The 16,085-nt window shown below is 53.0% G+C and carries 16 protein-coding genes; 5 read left to right on the forward strand and 11 right to left on the reverse strand.

Annotated elements, in window-relative coordinates; translation table 11 throughout:
• Positions 1 to 4: 4 nt before the first annotated feature.
• The 3 genes from EGT74_RS05100 to EGT74_RS05110 all read right to left on the reverse strand — a co-directional run bounded on the left by EGT74_RS05100 (position 5) and on the right by EGT74_RS05110 (position 3,067).
• Complete coding sequence (locus tag EGT74_RS05100) at positions 5 to 925, reverse strand: ABC transporter ATP-binding protein (protein ID WP_123845447.1); 921 nt, start codon at positions 923 to 925, stop codon at positions 5 to 7.
• Between the two features lie 97 nt (positions 926 to 1,022).
• Complete coding sequence (locus EGT74_RS05105) at positions 1,023 to 2,582, reverse strand: NAD(P)/FAD-dependent oxidoreductase (protein ID WP_123845448.1); 1,560 nt, start codon at positions 2,580 to 2,582, stop codon at positions 1,023 to 1,025.
• Positions 2,583 to 2,686: 104 nt separating this feature from the next.
• Entirely contained in the window at positions 2,687 to 3,067 is a 381-nt protein-coding gene (locus EGT74_RS05110; RefSeq protein ID WP_123845449.1) for a DUF3127 domain-containing protein, read from the reverse strand.
• 543 nt (positions 3,068 to 3,610) lie between these two features.
• Between EGT74_RS05110 and dnaA the strand changes: the two genes are divergently transcribed.
• Entirely contained in the window at positions 3,611 to 5,044 is a 1,434-nt protein-coding gene (gene dnaA / locus EGT74_RS05115) for a chromosomal replication initiator protein DnaA (RefSeq protein WP_119076992.1), read from the forward strand.
• 162 nt (positions 5,045 to 5,206) lie between these two features.
• Positions 5,207 to 7,024 (forward strand): alkaline phosphatase, encoded by a 1,818-nt coding sequence (locus tag EGT74_RS05120; protein ID WP_123845450.1) that lies wholly within the window; start codon positions 5,207 to 5,209, stop codon positions 7,022 to 7,024.
• Here the strand turns inward: EGT74_RS05120 and EGT74_RS05125 are convergent.
• The gene (locus EGT74_RS05125; protein ID WP_123845451.1) at positions 7,016 to 7,789 is read right to left on the reverse strand and encodes an SRPBCC family protein; all 774 of its coding nucleotides are present in this window, start codon (positions 7,787 to 7,789) and stop codon (positions 7,016 to 7,018) included. The two genes, EGT74_RS05120 and EGT74_RS05125, sit on opposite strands and share 9 nt — an antisense overlap.
• Positions 7,790 to 7,884: 95 nt before the next feature.
• Positions 7,885 to 8,472 (reverse strand): winged helix-turn-helix domain-containing protein, encoded by a 588-nt coding sequence (locus EGT74_RS05130; RefSeq protein ID WP_123845452.1) that lies wholly within the window; start codon positions 8,470 to 8,472, stop codon positions 7,885 to 7,887.
• Positions 8,473 to 8,816: 344 nt separating this feature from the next.
• Between EGT74_RS05130 and EGT74_RS05135 the strand changes: the two genes are divergently transcribed.
• A complete protein-coding gene (locus EGT74_RS05135) occupies positions 8,817 to 9,152 on the forward strand; it encodes a hypothetical protein (RefSeq protein ID WP_123845453.1) in 336 nt (111 codons plus the stop codon).
• Between the two features lie 506 nt (positions 9,153 to 9,658).
• Here EGT74_RS05135 and EGT74_RS05140 read toward each other — a convergent pair.
• The 3 genes from EGT74_RS05140 to EGT74_RS05150 all read right to left on the reverse strand — a co-directional run bounded on the left by EGT74_RS05140 (position 9,659) and on the right by EGT74_RS05150 (position 11,613).
• Positions 9,659 to 10,513, reverse strand: coding sequence for a dienelactone hydrolase family protein (locus tag EGT74_RS05140; protein ID WP_123845454.1), 855 nt, complete (start codon positions 10,511 to 10,513; stop codon positions 9,659 to 9,661).
• 27 nt (positions 10,514 to 10,540) lie between these two features.
• Positions 10,541 to 10,975 carry a carboxymuconolactone decarboxylase family protein gene (locus EGT74_RS05145; protein WP_123845455.1) on the reverse strand — a complete coding sequence of 145 codons (435 nt, stop codon included), beginning with the start codon at positions 10,973 to 10,975 and terminating at the stop codon, positions 10,541 to 10,543.
• A gap of 62 nt (positions 10,976 to 11,037) precedes the next feature.
• Positions 11,038 to 11,613 (reverse strand): Crp/Fnr family transcriptional regulator, encoded by a 576-nt coding sequence (locus EGT74_RS05150; protein WP_123845456.1) that lies wholly within the window; start codon positions 11,611 to 11,613, stop codon positions 11,038 to 11,040.
• A 152-nt stretch (positions 11,614 to 11,765) separates the two neighbouring features.
• Here EGT74_RS05150 and EGT74_RS05155 point away from each other — a divergent pair, with 152 nt between their 5' ends.
• Together EGT74_RS05155 and EGT74_RS05160 are read left to right on the forward strand one after the other, a co-directional pair.
• Entirely contained in the window at positions 11,766 to 12,671 is a 906-nt protein-coding gene (locus EGT74_RS05155; protein WP_123845457.1) for a bestrophin family protein, read from the forward strand.
• A gap of 77 nt (positions 12,672 to 12,748) precedes the next feature.
• On the forward strand, positions 12,749 to 13,837 hold the full coding sequence (locus EGT74_RS05160; protein WP_158618009.1) for a helix-turn-helix domain-containing protein: 1,089 nt from the start codon (positions 12,749 to 12,751) through the stop codon (positions 13,835 to 13,837).
• Positions 13,838 to 14,110: 273 nt separating this feature from the next.
• Here EGT74_RS05160 and EGT74_RS05165 read toward each other — a convergent pair whose 3' ends face one another.
• The 3 genes from EGT74_RS05165 to EGT74_RS05175 are packed head-to-tail and all read right to left on the reverse strand — an operon-like array spanning position 14,111 to position 16,041.
• The gene (locus EGT74_RS05165) at positions 14,111 to 15,052 is read right to left on the reverse strand and encodes an alpha/beta hydrolase (RefSeq protein ID WP_123845459.1); all 942 of its coding nucleotides are present in this window, start codon (positions 15,050 to 15,052) and stop codon (positions 14,111 to 14,113) included.
• 45 nt (positions 15,053 to 15,097) lie between these two features.
• The gene (locus tag EGT74_RS05170) at positions 15,098 to 15,670 is read right to left on the reverse strand and encodes a hypothetical protein (protein WP_123845460.1); all 573 of its coding nucleotides are present in this window, start codon (positions 15,668 to 15,670) and stop codon (positions 15,098 to 15,100) included.
• A 23-nt stretch (positions 15,671 to 15,693) separates the two neighbouring features.
• Positions 15,694 to 16,041 (reverse strand): TfoX/Sxy family protein, encoded by a 348-nt coding sequence (locus EGT74_RS05175; RefSeq protein WP_123845461.1) that lies wholly within the window; start codon positions 16,039 to 16,041, stop codon positions 15,694 to 15,696.
• Positions 16,042 to 16,085 lie beyond the last annotated feature (44 nt).

A 16,085-nucleotide genomic window follows, 5' to 3' on the forward strand; every position in this document is an offset into this window, starting at 1 on the left:
GGTCTTATACTGCTGCGATTTCCGTACTGCGCACCTGGGTGATGAACACCTCGTGGATGGTGGGCAATATTTCCCTGAATGCGTTGACCTGTATATCGTGATGGATAAAGTGTTTGAGGATGTCGTTCGTCTGGCTGTATTCGTTCAGCCTTACGGTATAGGCTTTGTCTTCCTGCCCGATGATGGTGAAGTGATGAGTGGCCATCTGCGCCGGGTTGGGCTGCTGGTCGAGGGCGATATGGAAAAGATGCTGCTTGAAGTCCTGTTTGATCTGCTTCACCGGTCCGTCGAGCACCTTGCGGCCTTTGTTGACCAGCACGATGTGGTCGCAGATTTCTTCCACCTGCTCCATGCGGTGGGTGGAAAAGATCACGGTGGTGCCGTTGCGGGCCATCTCGAAGATCTCGTTCTGGATCAGCTGGGAGTTGATGGGGTCGAGGCCGGAGAAGGGTTCGTCGAGGATCAGCAGTTTGGGGTGATGCATCACGGTGGAAATGAACTGCACCTTCTGCTGCATGCCTTTACTGAGCTCTTCCACTCTTTTGTGGGTCCATGAGGTAATGTCGAATTTTTTAAACCAGTAGTCGATTTTCTCCAGGGCGTCTTTCCGGCTCAGTCCTTTCAGTTGAGCCAGGTACAGCGCCTGTTCGCCGACTTTCATCTTTTTGTAGAGACCGCGCTCTTCCGGCATATACCCGATGTATTGCACATCGTTTTCGGGGTCGAAGCGTTTACCGTCGAAAATGATGTTGCCCGCATCGGGATAAAAAATACCGGTGATCATGCGGAGGAGGGTGGTTTTGCCGGCGCCGTTGGGGCCCAGTAACCCGAAAATACTTCCTTTAGGGATGGTGAAGCTGATATCGTCTACCGCTTTATGGGTAGCGTAGTGCTTTTTCAGATGCTGCAGTTCAAGTACGTTCATGCTGTTAAATTACCCAATTGGGGTAATGCAGCCAAAGAATTCATGTTAGATTTTCATAATAATACACCAACCCGAATATTCACTATACGAACCGGCTTTATGCTATCTGCCGGGCAATGGCTTCCGCCACGCGTTCGCCGTCCATGGCGGCAGACACGATGCCGCCGGCATACCCTGCGCCTTCGCCGCAGGGGTATAGTCCTTTGAGCTGCGGATGTTCGAGGGAATCCGCGTCGCGGGGGATGCGCACGGGAGAAGAGGTGCGTGATTCCGTGGCGACCAGTATGGCATTTTCCGTATAGTACCCTCTTATCTTTTTGCCGAACGCCTTGAAAGCTTCGCGGAGGCGCACGTGTACCGCCGCGGGCAGCACCTGGCGCAGGTCTGTGCTTTTCACACCGGGGATGTAGGAGCAGTCGGGCAGCGAGGCCGATACTTTTCCGTTCACGAAATCGGTCATGCGCTGGGCGGGCGCCACGAAATTACCCCCACCCGCTTCGTAGGCGGAGCGCTCCACCATCTGCTGGTAATACATGGCGGCCAGCGGGCCTTCTTTGGCGAAAGGAGCGAAATCGCTTTCGTCCACCGTTACCACCATGCCCGAGTTGGCGTAGGGGTTATTGCGCTTGGAGGGCGACCAGCCGTTGACCACCAGTTCGCCTGGCGCGGTGGCGGCCGGCGCGATGATGCCGCCAGGGCACATGCAGAAAGAGAACACGCCGCGGCCCTGTACCTGCTCAACGAGGCTGTAGCTGGCAGGTGGCAGGTATTCGTCGCGGAAGAGGCTGTGGTATTGTGCGTTGTCGATCAGCGACTGGGGATGTTCTACCCGTACGCCGAGGGCGAAGGGTTTGGCTTCGATCAGCACCTGCTGCGCGTGCAGCATGGTGAAGATGTCGCGGGCGGAATGCCCGGTAGCCAATATGACAGCAGGCGCCTGCCAGCTTTCGCCGTTGGCGGTTTTAACGCCCGTGATGCGGTCGCCGTTGCGGAGGAGCCCCGTCACCTTCTGCCCGAAATGCACTTCACCCCCGCTGCTCTCGATCTGTTCGCGCATGGCAGTGATGATGTGGGGCAGTTTGTTGGTGCCGATATGCGGGTGCGCGTCGGTCACGATATTTTCGTCGGCTCCGAACTGGCGGAAGATGTGCAGGATACGGTTGATGCTGCCGCGCTTATTGGAGCGGGTATACAGTTTACCGTCGGAGTAAGTGCCCGCGCCGCCTTCGCCGAAGCAGTAATTCGACTCGGGGTTGACGATGCCTGTTTTGTTCAATGCGGCCAGGTCGCGGCGCCGGGCCCGCACGTCTTTTCCTCTTTCCAGCACAACGGGCCGCAGGCCGAGTTCTATGAGGCGCAATGCTGCGAAGAGCCCTGCGGGGCCCGCTCCTATCACTATCACGCGTGCAGCGTCGGCGCCGGGGCGCTTATACTCGAAGAAGGGTGATTGTTTTTCTATGAAAGGCTCATTCACAAACACTTCCAGCGTCAGTACAAAATAGGCTTGCCTGGAGCGTGCGTCAATAGAGCGTTTGAGCAGATTGAAGCCGGTGATGGCGGCAGGCTTCACCCCCAGTGCGGCGGCGGCCTGTTTAATAATATGCTGGTGATGTGCTGCATCGCGTGGGAGCAGCTTCAGGGAGATCTGTTGTATCATGCCGGTTAGGTATTTATCCTAAAACTGGATGCAAAGATAGTATAAAAGCAGCAAGGGATACCGTGTACGCGGTATCCCTTGCCTGCATATTCAGATGAATGCTATTAAAAGGGCAAATCGTCCCCGCTGTTGCCGGAAGGCGCTTCCTGCGAGGTATTGTAGTCGGGCTGACGGTCGCCGCCGGGTTGCGCCTGCATCATGCTTTCCATGCGCCATGCGTCGAGATTGGTAATGTAATTCACTTTACCGTCTTTCTCCCAGCGGGTGCCTTTTATATTAAAATAAACTTTAACCATTTCTCCCTCATTGTGACGATCCACGATGCTGGTCCGATCCTGCACAGACTGAAACTTGATATAGTTTGTTATCACCCGGCCGTTGATATCGTCGGACTTCTCAATCACGAACTCCCGGGTCTTGAATGATTCACTGCGCTGAACCGTATTATACTTCACTACCAGCTTTCCGGTAATTTCAAAACTCATAAAAACAAATTTAAAATTTCAATTGCGCCAAAGATAAGTTTTTCAGTATAGGATTGCTTAATTACTTTTGCACAAGTTATTCTACATTTTTGCAAACAACTCCATACATTTGCACGGAATTTGAGAATGACGGAAAGCAGTATCCAAAAAAGTGAGATGTCAACAGCCAACTAAACAACCCGCTGGACTAACATTTAACGCCGGATTTATAAGCAATGGTATTTTACCTGTTAAGCTGAATTTTCTATGTAAATCAGTAAACAGTTTTACAAAATACCTGTTAATCATGCTTGTACGGTTTAACACTTTTCATTGTGGTGGAATTGCTGGCTAAACGGGTGTTTTAGCCGAAAAAATCTTGAATAAACAGGTGCTGACACTCTGTAATTGTTGGAAATAAAACAAGGGCAGATTTATTTTTTTTTTCAACATTTTAATCAGATATTCGTCGTCCTGTCAAAAAAATTCTTCAACCGCCCGTATTGAAGAATTTGTATTCGAGAACACCCAAATTATAAACACGATTAATTTTTTTTTATCCAAATGAATAAAACTTGCGAACAAGTTTGGGAAAGGTGTCTGAATATAATCAGGGATATTGTGGAATGGCAGCCATTCAAAACATGGTTTGAACCGATAAAACCCGTAAAGCTTGAAAACAATGTTTTAACCATCCAGGTCCCCAGCCAGTTTTTTTATGAATATCTGGAAGAGCATTATGTAGGTCTGTTAGGCAAAACCATCAAACGTGAATTAGGAAAGGAAGCCAGGCTGGAATACCGCATCGTGGTTGAAAATGGTACACCCCACCAACATCCTAAAACGGTGAACATGCCCACGCAGTTTACCAAGCCTCAGAAAGACAGCGAAGTAGATTTCCCCCTGACCATCCAGAACCCGGTCAAAAATCCCTTTGTGATCCCGGGCATCAAACGGGTGCAGATCGATTCCCAGCTGAATCATAATTATACGTTCGAAGCCTTCATCGAGGGCGACTGCAACCGTGTGGCGCGCAGGGCGGGCAAAACCGTGTCAGACAAGCCGGGCGGCACCTCCTTCAACCCCCTGGTGATCTACGGCAGCGTAGGCCTGGGGAAAACCCACCTCGCACAGGCCATCGGCAACGAAGTGAAAAGGCAGAGCCCGAACAAAGCCGTACTGTACGTCAGCGCGGAAAAATTCATCAACCAGTTCATCGATCACTCGAAAAATAACATCATCAACGATTTTATACATTTCTACCAGCTGATAGACGTATTGATCGTAGACGATATCCAGTTCTTCGCCCGCGCCGAAAAATCGCAGGACGCATTCTTCGCCATCTTCAACCACCTCCACCAGAGCGGCAAACAGCTGATTCTGACTTCGGACAAACCGCCCAAAGACCTCGACGGCGTACAGGAACGCCTCCTGAGCCGCTTCCGCTGGGGCCTGAGCGCAGACATCCAGCTGCCCGACTTTGAGACCCGGATGGAGATACTGGAGATGAAGATGCGCAACGATGGCCTCGAGATGCCGAAAGAAGTAGTGAAATACGTAGCCTACAACATTCAGAGCAACGTACGCGAGCTAGAAGGCGCGCTCATTTCCCTGCTGGCACAATCGTCCCTTAACCGCAAAGAGATCGACCTGGAGCTGGCCAAACGCGTGCTGAAATCGTTCGTTAAAACCTCCTCCAAGGAAATCACCATCGACAGCATCCAGAAAATGGTCTGCGAATACTTCGATGTGCCTTACGACAAGCTGCTGCAGAAAACCCGCAAACGCGAAATCGTACAGGCCCGCCAGATTACCATGTACCTGGCCAAGAGCTTTACCAAAAATTCACTCAAAACCATCGGCGAACACTTCGGCGGCCGCGACCACACCACCGTGATCCACTCCTGCCAGACCGTGAAAGACCTGATGGACACCGATAACAGTTTCCGCGACAGCGTGATCGAATTGCAACAAAAAGTGCAACTCGCCGCTATGTAACCCCTGCAACCAAACATGCAAAGTCATTCTGAATACCGGGCCACAAACCCGGTATTCTTTTTTTTGCTATCTTATGCTTAACAATTTGATAAACGGTGCAGACGGACTTTCCATTACAACTGCCCTACTTTTGATGCGCAAATTGAAACAGCAATCATTATCATGTTCAAATACCTTCTGACGCTCTGTTGCCTGACCGCCTGGCTGCTGCCGGCCGGCGCGCAATACACCACCGGCAATGCCCACTCTCACAACGACTACCTCCAGGCCAGGCCTTTCAGCCTTGCTTTCGAAAAAGGCTACGGCTCCATAGAGGCGGACGTTTTTGAAAGGAGCGGCGAACTGTATGTGGCCCACACGGCAGCCGAAATCGACACGGCCCGCACCCTGCGCCGGTTGTACCTGCAGCCGCTACAGCAGATGCTCGAAGAGAAAAAGGGCGTGTTCGGCGAATCGAAACAGGTGCTCCAAATCCTCATCGATTTTAAAACCGCAGGTGTGCCCACCATGCAGGCACTCCTGCAACAGCTGCAGGCTTTTCCCGCTCTCACCGCGCACCCACGGGTGCAACTGGTGATCAGCGGCAGCCGGCCCGACGTTTCCCTCTGGAGCTCCTATCCTCCCTATATCTATTTCGACGGTTTACCCTCCGTACAATACACTGCGGAGCAATTGCAGCGCATCCCGCTGTTCAGCGACAACTTCAGGAACTACACCCAGTGGAATGGCAAAGGCGCCCTGGTGAAAGAAGACAAGGCCAAAATAGACGCCGTGCTCGGGAAGGTGCATGGCCTGCAAAAGAAGTTCCGCTTCTGGGCCACACCGGATGAGGTGAATGCCTGGAAAACCATGATCAACCTGGGAGTAGATTATATCAACACTGACAAAGTGGATGAGCTGGCTAACTACCTGCAGCGCCGCGTACAGGCACAATACCAGGCCACCGCACCGCACGCCGTGTACATGCCCAAGTACCGCAACAACGACGGCAACACCAGAGTAAAAAATGTCATCCTGCTCATCGGCGACGGCATGGGCCTCGCCCAGACCTACGCCGGATACACCGCCAACTTCGGCAACCTCAACCTGTTCCAGCTGCTGAACATCGGGTTTTCAAAAACCTCCTCGTCCAACAGCTACATCACAGACTCCGCGGCTGGCGGCACGGCCATGGCATCCGGCAAAAAAACCAATAACCGCTACATCGGCATGGATGCTACCGGCGTACACCATCCTGCCATACCCGACCTCATTGCCCCGCTGAAGATGGCCAGCGGCCTCATCAGTTCCGGCGACATCACCGATGCCACCCCCGCCGCGTTTTACGGGCACGTGAAAGATCGCAGCATGTCCAAAGAAATTGCGCAGGATTTTTTGAAGAGCCCCGTGAACCTGATGATCGGCGCCGGCGGCAAACACTTCACCGCCATCAGCGAACAGCTGCAGGCGAAAGGTTACCGCTATGCCACGCAGCTCTCCGCGCTCGACACCATTCGCGGCAACCGTTACCTGGTACTGGCCGACAGCGCCGCGCTGACCATGCAGAAAGGCCGTGGTGATTTTTTACAGCGCTCGCTGAAGAAAGCGCTGCAAACGCTCGCGCCGCAGAAAGAAGGATTTTTCCTGATGCTGGAAGCGGCACAGATCGACTGGGGTGGTCACGCCAACTCAGTGCCTTACCTCACTACGGAGATGCTTGATTTTGACCGCACCATCGGCGCCGCGCTGGAGTTTGCGGACAGTAACGGGGAAACGCTGGTGATCGTCACCGCCGATCATGAAACCGGCGGCCTCAGCCTGCTCGACGGCAGTATCAGCAAGGGGTATGTAGATGGCGCCTTCAGCACCACCGATCACTCCGGTATCATGGTGCCCGTGTTCGCGTATGGCCCCCGCTCCATGAGCTTCAGAGGCGTTTATGAGAACACCGCCATTTTTGAAAAGATCATGCAGGCTATCCGGCAGAGCCGCTCAAAATAGTTCATTCAGTTTTTGCTCCCAGCGCTGTTCCAGTGCTTTCACCTCCGCTTCGGGCACGCCATAGGCGCCGATCCATACCCATATCGTGATACCCGCATCCGGCATAAAACGTTCGGCGGTGAGCCGGAACATGGCATTGTTGAGGGACTCCAGGGTGCCGCAGAGATCCTGCGGCGGGTTGAGATATACCAGCTGGCCTTCGTACACCTCACCTAACGGCGTGGCATACACGTACCGGTCTCCCTTCACCGACACCCCTTCTTTCGTTAGCGTGTTCCATACCTGCTGCAGCGGCAGTTTGATATTGATTTGCGCCAGCGCCACCACCCGGTCTTTTCCCGCGTGATGCTCGAGGTAGTGCTGGAGGCTGAGCGACTCCGTATCCCAGCCGCGGCGTACGCCATCGTAAATTTCATCCCAGCCGCTTTCGCCCCCGAAACCGGCATGCACGATGCGGAGCAGCGTTTTGCCATCCTTTGCTTCCAGGAAAAATTCCACGGCCAGCCTGCGCGGTACATCGGACACCATCCGGTGATGGTCCTGGTTGTAACCCAGCCGCAGATATTTGTTTTGTTGTTGTTCTTCAATTTCCATCTGCCAGTCCACGCCACCGCCCCACGAAAGATCGATCCGGCCGTTGTTGACGCTGGCTTTCAGGGGAAACCAGCGTTCCAGTTCTTGGGCATCCGTCAGCGCTTTCCAGACCGCTTCAACGGGCGCGTTGATTTCTCTGGTTGCATGTACGGATCTGTCTGTGTTTTTCATAACGAAGGTTTTGAAAGATGAATATCGGACCGTAGCGATAAAGAAGGGATAAGAAGTACATCTCCCGTTCAACACGGCATCCACATCCGCCGTGTCTATTTTTCATGCTGCGGCTTTTTCAGCACCGGGTGTGAGAACAGGTGAAACTGATACGCTCTTCCATCCGGGTCTTTATCCGTATGATATTTACCTGCCAGTTTGCTGATGGTTTTGGCCAGCTCTTCCGTAAACGCCTGCAGTTGATCGGGACTCGAAAAACGGACTTCCGTCTGCATGGTGAACGTGGGCAGTTTTTTCTTCGCTTTTTGTGCGCCGGTCTGTAGAGCCGCAACATCCTGTATCAGTTGCGAGGCAGCAGACACGAGGTAAGCCGACGAAAATTTATCCTGCACCGCAGCCGGATCTACCTCCGCCGTGTTCAGCACCACCATGTACGAACGCGATGTTGCGCGCAGGATGCGTTCCGTACAGTTCCCTTTCCGCCGTTCCTCCACAAGCTCTACCAGTTCGTTTTTCTCCAGCTCTTTCAGGTGATAATTGAGTTGCTGCCGGGGCAGGTTCAGTACCCGCGACAGGCTGGCTGCGGAGTTGGGCTCCCGGAGTTCCTCCAGGATACGGATGCGCAGGGGATTCAGCATGGCCGCAGCCACCTGCGTGTCCTGGATAAAGTTGTGCGCTTTCATATCCCTAAATTACACCGAAAAATATTTTTTTCAAGAAATATTCTATGTACGGAAAACAAACTGATTTGCGCCACCATACACATATGATAAATAAATAATTGAAAAATGAGTACGAAGGTGTTATTTCTATTCAGTATGAATTAGTTAAATTGTATATACCCGCTGTCATCAGCCGAAATCTAAATCCTGTTGCTATGCAATTTTCCACCAGTCGCCCCGGGGCCGGCGCCGTACTGCTGACGGGTATCACCGTGGGCATACTGGATGGGGCTGCTGCCCTTCTGAATGCGTGGTTCAGATCCGCAATTCCACCTGCAAGAGTTTTTCAGTACATCGCAAGCGCCATGTTTGGCAGAGACGCTTATAGCGGCGGCGGAGGCACGATTGCCGCCGGTGTTTTCCTGCACTTCCTGGTAGCTATTATCTGGAGCGCTATTTTCTTCGTCGCCTTTCCACGGATACCTGTATTGCGCCGCAATAAGTGGCTGGTAGGCTGCGCCTACGGCATCGCGGTGTGGCTCCTCATGAACTTCGTGGTGTTGCCGCTGACGCAGGTGCCACCGCTGAATTTCACCTGGCAGGGTGTTGTTACGGGCCTGCTGATTCATATGTTCGTAGTAGGCGTTACTATCGTTTTCATGGTGCGGCGCTGGTATAGAGCCGATATGGCGCTGGATTAAAACGTTATTCACGGAAAGACTACCGCAGGGGTGATGACATTATATCCCTGTCTATATCAGATGTGGAAATGATAGTCGGCAAAAGTACCCGCGCAGATCAAATGAGACATGAAATGACTAGCAACAGCATCACCGGGAGGTGACGACATTAAATCCTTGTGCTACTGAGATGTGGAAATGATGGTCGGCAAAAGCATCCCCACGGATCATATGAGATGTGAAATGACAACTAGCAACAGCATCACCGGAGGTGATAGCATTACCGTTTGCATGTGAGATGTGGAAAGGATAATCTACAACAGCATCCCCGGGAAAGATGACGCCTTGCCGATTTTACGTGTGAGATGAAGGGTAATCTGCAACAACATCCCCCGGGATAATATGACAGCCCTGCCGTCCATGAAAATCAGCCGGGCAATGTCCCGTCATTCCCGGGTTAAACACCGGCCATAAAAAAAGGCTGGTCATCCGGCGACCAGCCTGTAATACATTTCTTCGACCACCGTTCAACTCAATGTTTCCTTAAATAATTTCAGCGTACGTTCCCACGCGAGTTTCGCCGCAGCTTCGTTGTAGCGAGCGGGCGATGCATCGTTATTGAAAGCGTGCTGGGCGCCCTTGTAAATGTACAATTCGTATTTTATGCCGGCGGCTTTCAACGCTGCTTCATAAGTGGGAATACCGGCGTTCACCCTTTCATCCATTTCACCGTAGTGCAGCAGCAGCCGGGCTTTTATTTTCGGTACATCCGCAGCATCAGCCTGGCGGCCGTAATATGCCACGGCGGCTTTCAGTTCGGGATCAAGAACGGCCAGCTGGTTGGCCATGGCCCCACCCCAGCAGAATCCGACACAACCGGTTTTCCCATTACAGTCGGGCCTGCTTTTGAGGTACTCCAGCGATTTGAGATAGTTCCGCAGGTTCTGCGGCATATCGAGTTTGCCGATTAAAGTTCTGCCTTCGTCTTCATTGGCGGGCGTACCGCCGAAAACAGACAACGCATCCACGCCTAGCGCCAGGTAACCGGCCCTGGCTACGCGGCGTGTAACGTCTTTGATGTGGGGCGTCAGCCCGCGGTTTTCATGTATCACCACCACTGCGCCATATTTACCTGCCGCCTTCGGTTTCACCAGCAGCCCTTTCATCGTAACGCCGTCGCCGGGGTACGACACTTCTTCCTCCGACAGATCGTCGGGGAGCGGCGCCGAAGCGGCCTTCGCGTAATTCGACTCCAGCAGCGGCAGCACCGCCATGGCGGCAGCCATTGTGCCGGTGAGCTTTACAAGGCGTTTGATAAAATCTTCGCGATTAAGCGGTTTGTGGGTATACTCATCAAAGAGGTTAATAATGCGTTGGTCCATATGATAGCATTTACAGAAAGATACGAATTATTCCGGGCTCATGCGCGTGGAAACACCGATGCGGGTCCAGGCGTTGATGGTGATGATGGCCATGATCAGCTGTGCCAGGTATTCTTCGTCGAACAGCTTTGCGGCGCGTTCGTACACCTCGTCGGAAACCTTGTTGTGAATGAGGGTCACTTCTTCCGTAAGCGCCAGGATGGCACGTTCTTCTTCGGTAAAAAAGGGCGTTTCTTCCCAAACGCTCAGGGCATACAGGCGCTGTTCCGTTTCGCCCAGTTTGCGGGCATCTTTCGTGTGGATGTTAACGCAATATGCACAGCCGTTGATCTGGGCGGCGCGGATGCGGATCAATTCGTGATGCAGCGGGCTGATGCGCGTGGTGGAGAGATATGATTCCAGTGCCATCATGGCTTTGTATGCATCCGGAGATGCTTTTTTGATACGGATTCTGTCAGACATTGTACTTCGTTTTTTGTACTGACAAAATTCGGCCATACCGCCCTACAGAAAATTGAAGTAGTTCAAGAAATCCGTTTCGCCCTGATCTTGCTGAGAAATTCGGGTGTGAAGCCCAGGTACGAGGCCAACATGTATTGCGGCACACGCTGCACGAAATCCGGGAAGGATGTGCTGAAATGTTCGTACCGTTCTTCTCCGGATTGCGAGAAGATGTATTTCACCCGCAGGTGCGCGGCGGCAAGCGCCTTCTCCAGCACGATGCGGAAATATTTTTCCAGTTGCGGCAGCTGCCTGAACAACTCATCCTGCACGGCCCGCGGCAGCACTGCCACGGTAACCGGCTCCACCGCCTGTATGAAAAACTGCGAAGGCGTTCGCCCTTCGAGGCTGTGATAATCGGTTATCCACCAGTCTTCGATCGCAAACAGGTGCACCTGCTCCGTTTCTTTTTCCGTCATAAAATAGGACCGGCAGCAGCCTCTGATGATAAAATAATTGGCCGTACACACCTGTTTTTCTTTTAGCAGGAACGCTTTTTTCTTTAGTTCGCGCACTTCGATGAATTGTTCCAGCGTGGCCGCTTCCTCATCACTGAGCGGTACAAATCGGCGTATATGTGTAATGAGAGAAGAAAGCATATGATATCGATTACCCTGGGAGCAAAAGTATTTCAAATTCCGGGGGATTGAACAGCGTGGCGGAACTCTTCCGTCAATTCCTTTCTTGTTCGTTTCGGCGGGAAATGTTACCTTAAATCCATGTAACCGAATGCTGAATCAAACCCCCTGGTATGCTGCTACGCGATAAGCTCTCATTGGTGGAGGTGTTTAGAATTACGTGGAAGCTAGACTTCATGATCATCCTGGTATGCTCCCTGGCATATTTTGCAGACACTTACTGGCTCAAGCGCCATATTTCCATCCCCGTGAGCGTCACCGGCGTACTGGGTACCGCCCTGGCTTTTTTTATCGGCTTTAACAATAACCAGGCGTACGACAGGTGGTGGGAAGGCCGCAAAATATGGGGCGCCATCGTCAACGATTCCCGCTCCTGGGCCCGTAACCTGCTGAACTACTGCGATAACGGCAAGGCCGGCGAAGTACCACACATCGCCCGCCGGATGATTTTCCGCCACATTGCGTTCCTGCACGCCCTCAAAGCGAACCTCCGTAAAACAGGCGACCTGTATTACGAGGGCTACCTGAGTAAAAAAGAGGCGGAAGACGTAAGCAACAGCCACAACATACCGAACGCCATCCTCAACATCCAGGCCGCCGACCTGCAGCAGCTGCGCGAGCTGGGCGCGGTAGACGGCTTCTGTTTCCGCGACCTCAATGCACTGCTCACCCAGCAGTGCGATCACATGGGCGCGGCGGAGCGCATCCGCAACACCGTTTTTCCCCCGAGCTACCTCTTTTTCACCCGGGTTTTCATCTGGTTCTTCGTGATACTCAATACGTTCATGCTGGCCGAGTCCATCGGCTACTGGTCGGTCGTCTTCGGCTGGGCCGTGGGCTTTGTGTTTCACGTCACCCACCAGAACGGCATCAGCATTATGAATCCCTTCGAACAGAACCCCATGTCGCTGCCGCTGGACAGCATCAGCCGTACGATAGAAATCAACCTGCTGGAGATGTTGGGGCACCAGCCGCTACCATCGCCGGTGGAGCCGGTAGGCAAGCACTATTTACTTTAACCTCCCGAAAAATTTCTGTAAATTACAAGTCCCTAATCCTGATGCCAATTATGTCAACTCTGGATAGTCCAGCCATCATGAATTTTCAGGTTCTACCGGAGATGGAACCGTTTACGAGCACTTCCGAGGTACTGCCTGAAAAGTACAGTAACTACAGAATCGAGGGCACCAAAGTACATTATACTGAGGGGCCTTTCGGCGCATTCTTCAAACAGGAGGTGGTGGATACAGACTGGATAATCGGCTGGCTGAATTTCGATATCAAAAAGAAAACAGACCTGTTCCCTATCACCCGTGACCCGCTGCTGGCACTCTACATCGGCCTGGAAGGGAATATTCCATGCGACCTGCAGGGCTCGGCAGACAAACTGATGCTCCCAGAGAAAAGGATGGGGTTTTATTATGTGCCGCCCAACGGGTTTAACCAGGCGCAGTTCGAACCGTTTCACTACACCTCGTTGTATATTTCGTTTTCGCATTCGTTCATCAGGCGTTTCCGGAACAAATATGAGTCGTTCCAACCGCTGCTGGACGTTCCGCTGCAACAGTTCCACGACTATCAACAGGCCTTCGGTACCCTGGCCGCGCGGCAGGAAGAGCAGGAAAGGTATAATGAACTGGGCGGCATGATCGACAAACAGCAGAACCAGGAAGATGCGGGCAAACAGGGGCAGTTGCTCCCGCTGGGCAGCGAGCATACCGACATCATCCGGCAGATGCAGGGGTACGACCAGAACCCCGCCTGGCTCTCTTCGTACCTGTACGGACAGATCTGGCTGATGATCGTGAGTTACTTCAACAAAATGACGGAACGCGCCCAGTTGTCGAAAGACCTGCTGGATGCGGTGGATTTTATCCAGATGAACTATGCCGCGCTTAATAAAAAGAGCCAGCCCATCACGCCCACGGACGTATGCGGCGCGCTGAAAGCAGACCCCAGGGACCTGAACAGGCTGTTCAACGACCGGTTCGGGCAGAATATGCGCGAATACCTGACCAACTACCGCTATTCGGAGGCCAAATTCCGCCTTCGCCGCACCGATAACAAATTGAATGTCATTGCCGAAGAAACCGGTCTGTCCGGCGCCTCCCACCTCACCAAACTCATCCGGGCCGAGCACGGCATGACCCCGGCCGAATACCGGATCCGGTTCCGGGGTTATTGATCTGCGTGCAAAAAAATCACTTCGTACAATAATTCCTGCGGGAAATACAACAGGGCGCCCTACAATTCGCAGCATCTTTGCTGTGTTGAAGCAATATGCCCTCTTTCAATATAACTAGTAGTGTTTTTTCTCCAATTTAGCTTATAACAATACGCCCCTGACCGGGCTTTCCAATTGATCTTAAGACAACCTTATCAGACAAATCCCCCTTCCTTTTCCAAGCTTGAGACAAGAATCCAGATACAGCCCCGGCACCACCGGGGTTGCTGTCTTTTAGTGCTCCAGCAGAAACCGGCGGGAAGCCGTTACCCATTCATACCGGTATTTCGCGAAGTAATTGGAATGCCCGGCCTCCGGAAAGGTAACCAGTTTTTTGCTGCCGGCCAGCGCAGCGTATATCGCGTCGATTTCCGGGCGCGGCACCCTTTCGTCCTTTTCGCCGTAGAACATCAGTGCGGGCACTTTCACATCTTCAGCATAGCGCACCGGGCGATGGGAAAATCCCCAGAAACCATTTTCCACACCACCCCAGAACACGACGAAACCGGCCAACGGGAAACCCGGCACGCCAACAGCCCTGAAACGGGCGCAGGTGGCATCGTAAAGCGTGGCGAAGGGGCATTCGATGATGATGCCCCGCGGCCGGAGCGCGTCATCGTGCAGCGCCTTGAGCACTGCCGCCGCACCCAGCGAAGAGCCGAACAGGTAAATGTTTTTTTCGCCCTGCGCCGACAGGTAGTCATAAACCGTTTTAACGTCCTGTGATTCTTTATAGCCGATGGTGGTATGGTTGCCACCGGAGCCGCCGGAACCCATAAAATCCACCAGCACGGCATTATAACCCATCTCCGTAAAGGCATAGGCTTTCTCCAGCAGGGACGATTTTTCGCCGCTGTACCCATGGAAGAGCGCCACAGTACCACGCCCTTCGGGTGTTTTCAGGAGCCAGCATTCGATGCGGTAATTGCTTTGCAGGTGAATGGTCTGGTAAGGGCGGTCGGGTTTCCGCCGGGTGACAGGCCGGGGATTATCGACCCCGAAAAAGATGGTTTTCAGTTTTCCCGTCACCGACAATTTTCTCGGATCCGTACGAGGCGCTTTCGTGTCGCTGAAATGCGTGAATTTATACGCGTGGAAGCCGGCAAATAAATTGACCAGGACAAACAGGATAAGGACTGACCAGGCGGTGCGCCTGAGTATTTTTTTGTACGGCATGCGGAATGGCGGCTTTATACCCGAAAATTAGAATTTTCCCCGCAATTACCGCAGCGGCAGGGGCTGTTTGATCAATTTAAAGTTTTCGTCGTTCACATCTTCCAGGAGATGATAAAGCACGCCGTTTTCGAGGAAGATGCGCTGCTGCAGCTGTTCATCGCCGAAGAACTCGCAGGCGGTGGGTATCAGCCAGGGGGCTGTCAGTTGCCGCCACCCCGCGCCCTGCAGAAAAACCGTCTGCATGGTATAGGTGCAGCCGTGAAGCGGCTCTCCGAACAGCGTCAGTTCATCGGCTCCGTCGCCGTTGAGATCGCCTTCGTTCACCAGCCGCTGCCGGCCTGGCAGTGGCGTTGTTGCGGGCAACCCGTTGCCGGTAAACCGGACGATGTAATAGTCCTGCGTGTTCTCTTCCACGGCCTTTTCATACAGCACACTGACAGCGGTGTCCCTTACCCCGTCGCCATTAAAATCCCCTGTGATACGGACCGTATCGGCAGGCGGCGCGGACGAAGATGGTGTGGGCGCGGCGGCTGTGGCCGGTGGAGGAGACAGGGTATCCTGTGCGTTGTTTTTTTTCTCGGTGGCAGGCTGGCCGCAGGCCGCCGCCATTAACAGCATGATTCCGGTAAGTATCCGCAAGGCTATTTCTTCTTTTTCTTAGATGATTTGGCAAATTGATTGAATGCCAGCGCCTGGTCTACCCAGTACGCCAGTTGTTTTTTGGTGCGCAGCACTTCCTCGTCCACAAACACATACCCTTTCATCACCCTGCCATTCATCACCATCTGGGCCGCACCCGGCAGTTCCACGGCTGCTTCGGCCGCTACAGGGTCGAGGCGCACCATGATATGACTGTCGCGCACGCATACGCACATTTTGTCGTGCACCATAAAACAGAGCCCGCTGAACATCTTTTTTTCTTCCACTTTACTTTCAGCCGCCGCAATTAATTCCCTGACTCTTGCATTGAGTTTTTCATTTAACGCCATCGGTGAATGTTTTCTGCAAAATAACGGATTCTGCCTGTAACCGC

This window comes from Chitinophaga lutea, from assembly GCF_003813775.1.
GTDB classification, from domain to species: domain Bacteria; phylum Bacteroidota; class Bacteroidia; order Chitinophagales; family Chitinophagaceae; genus Chitinophaga; species Chitinophaga lutea.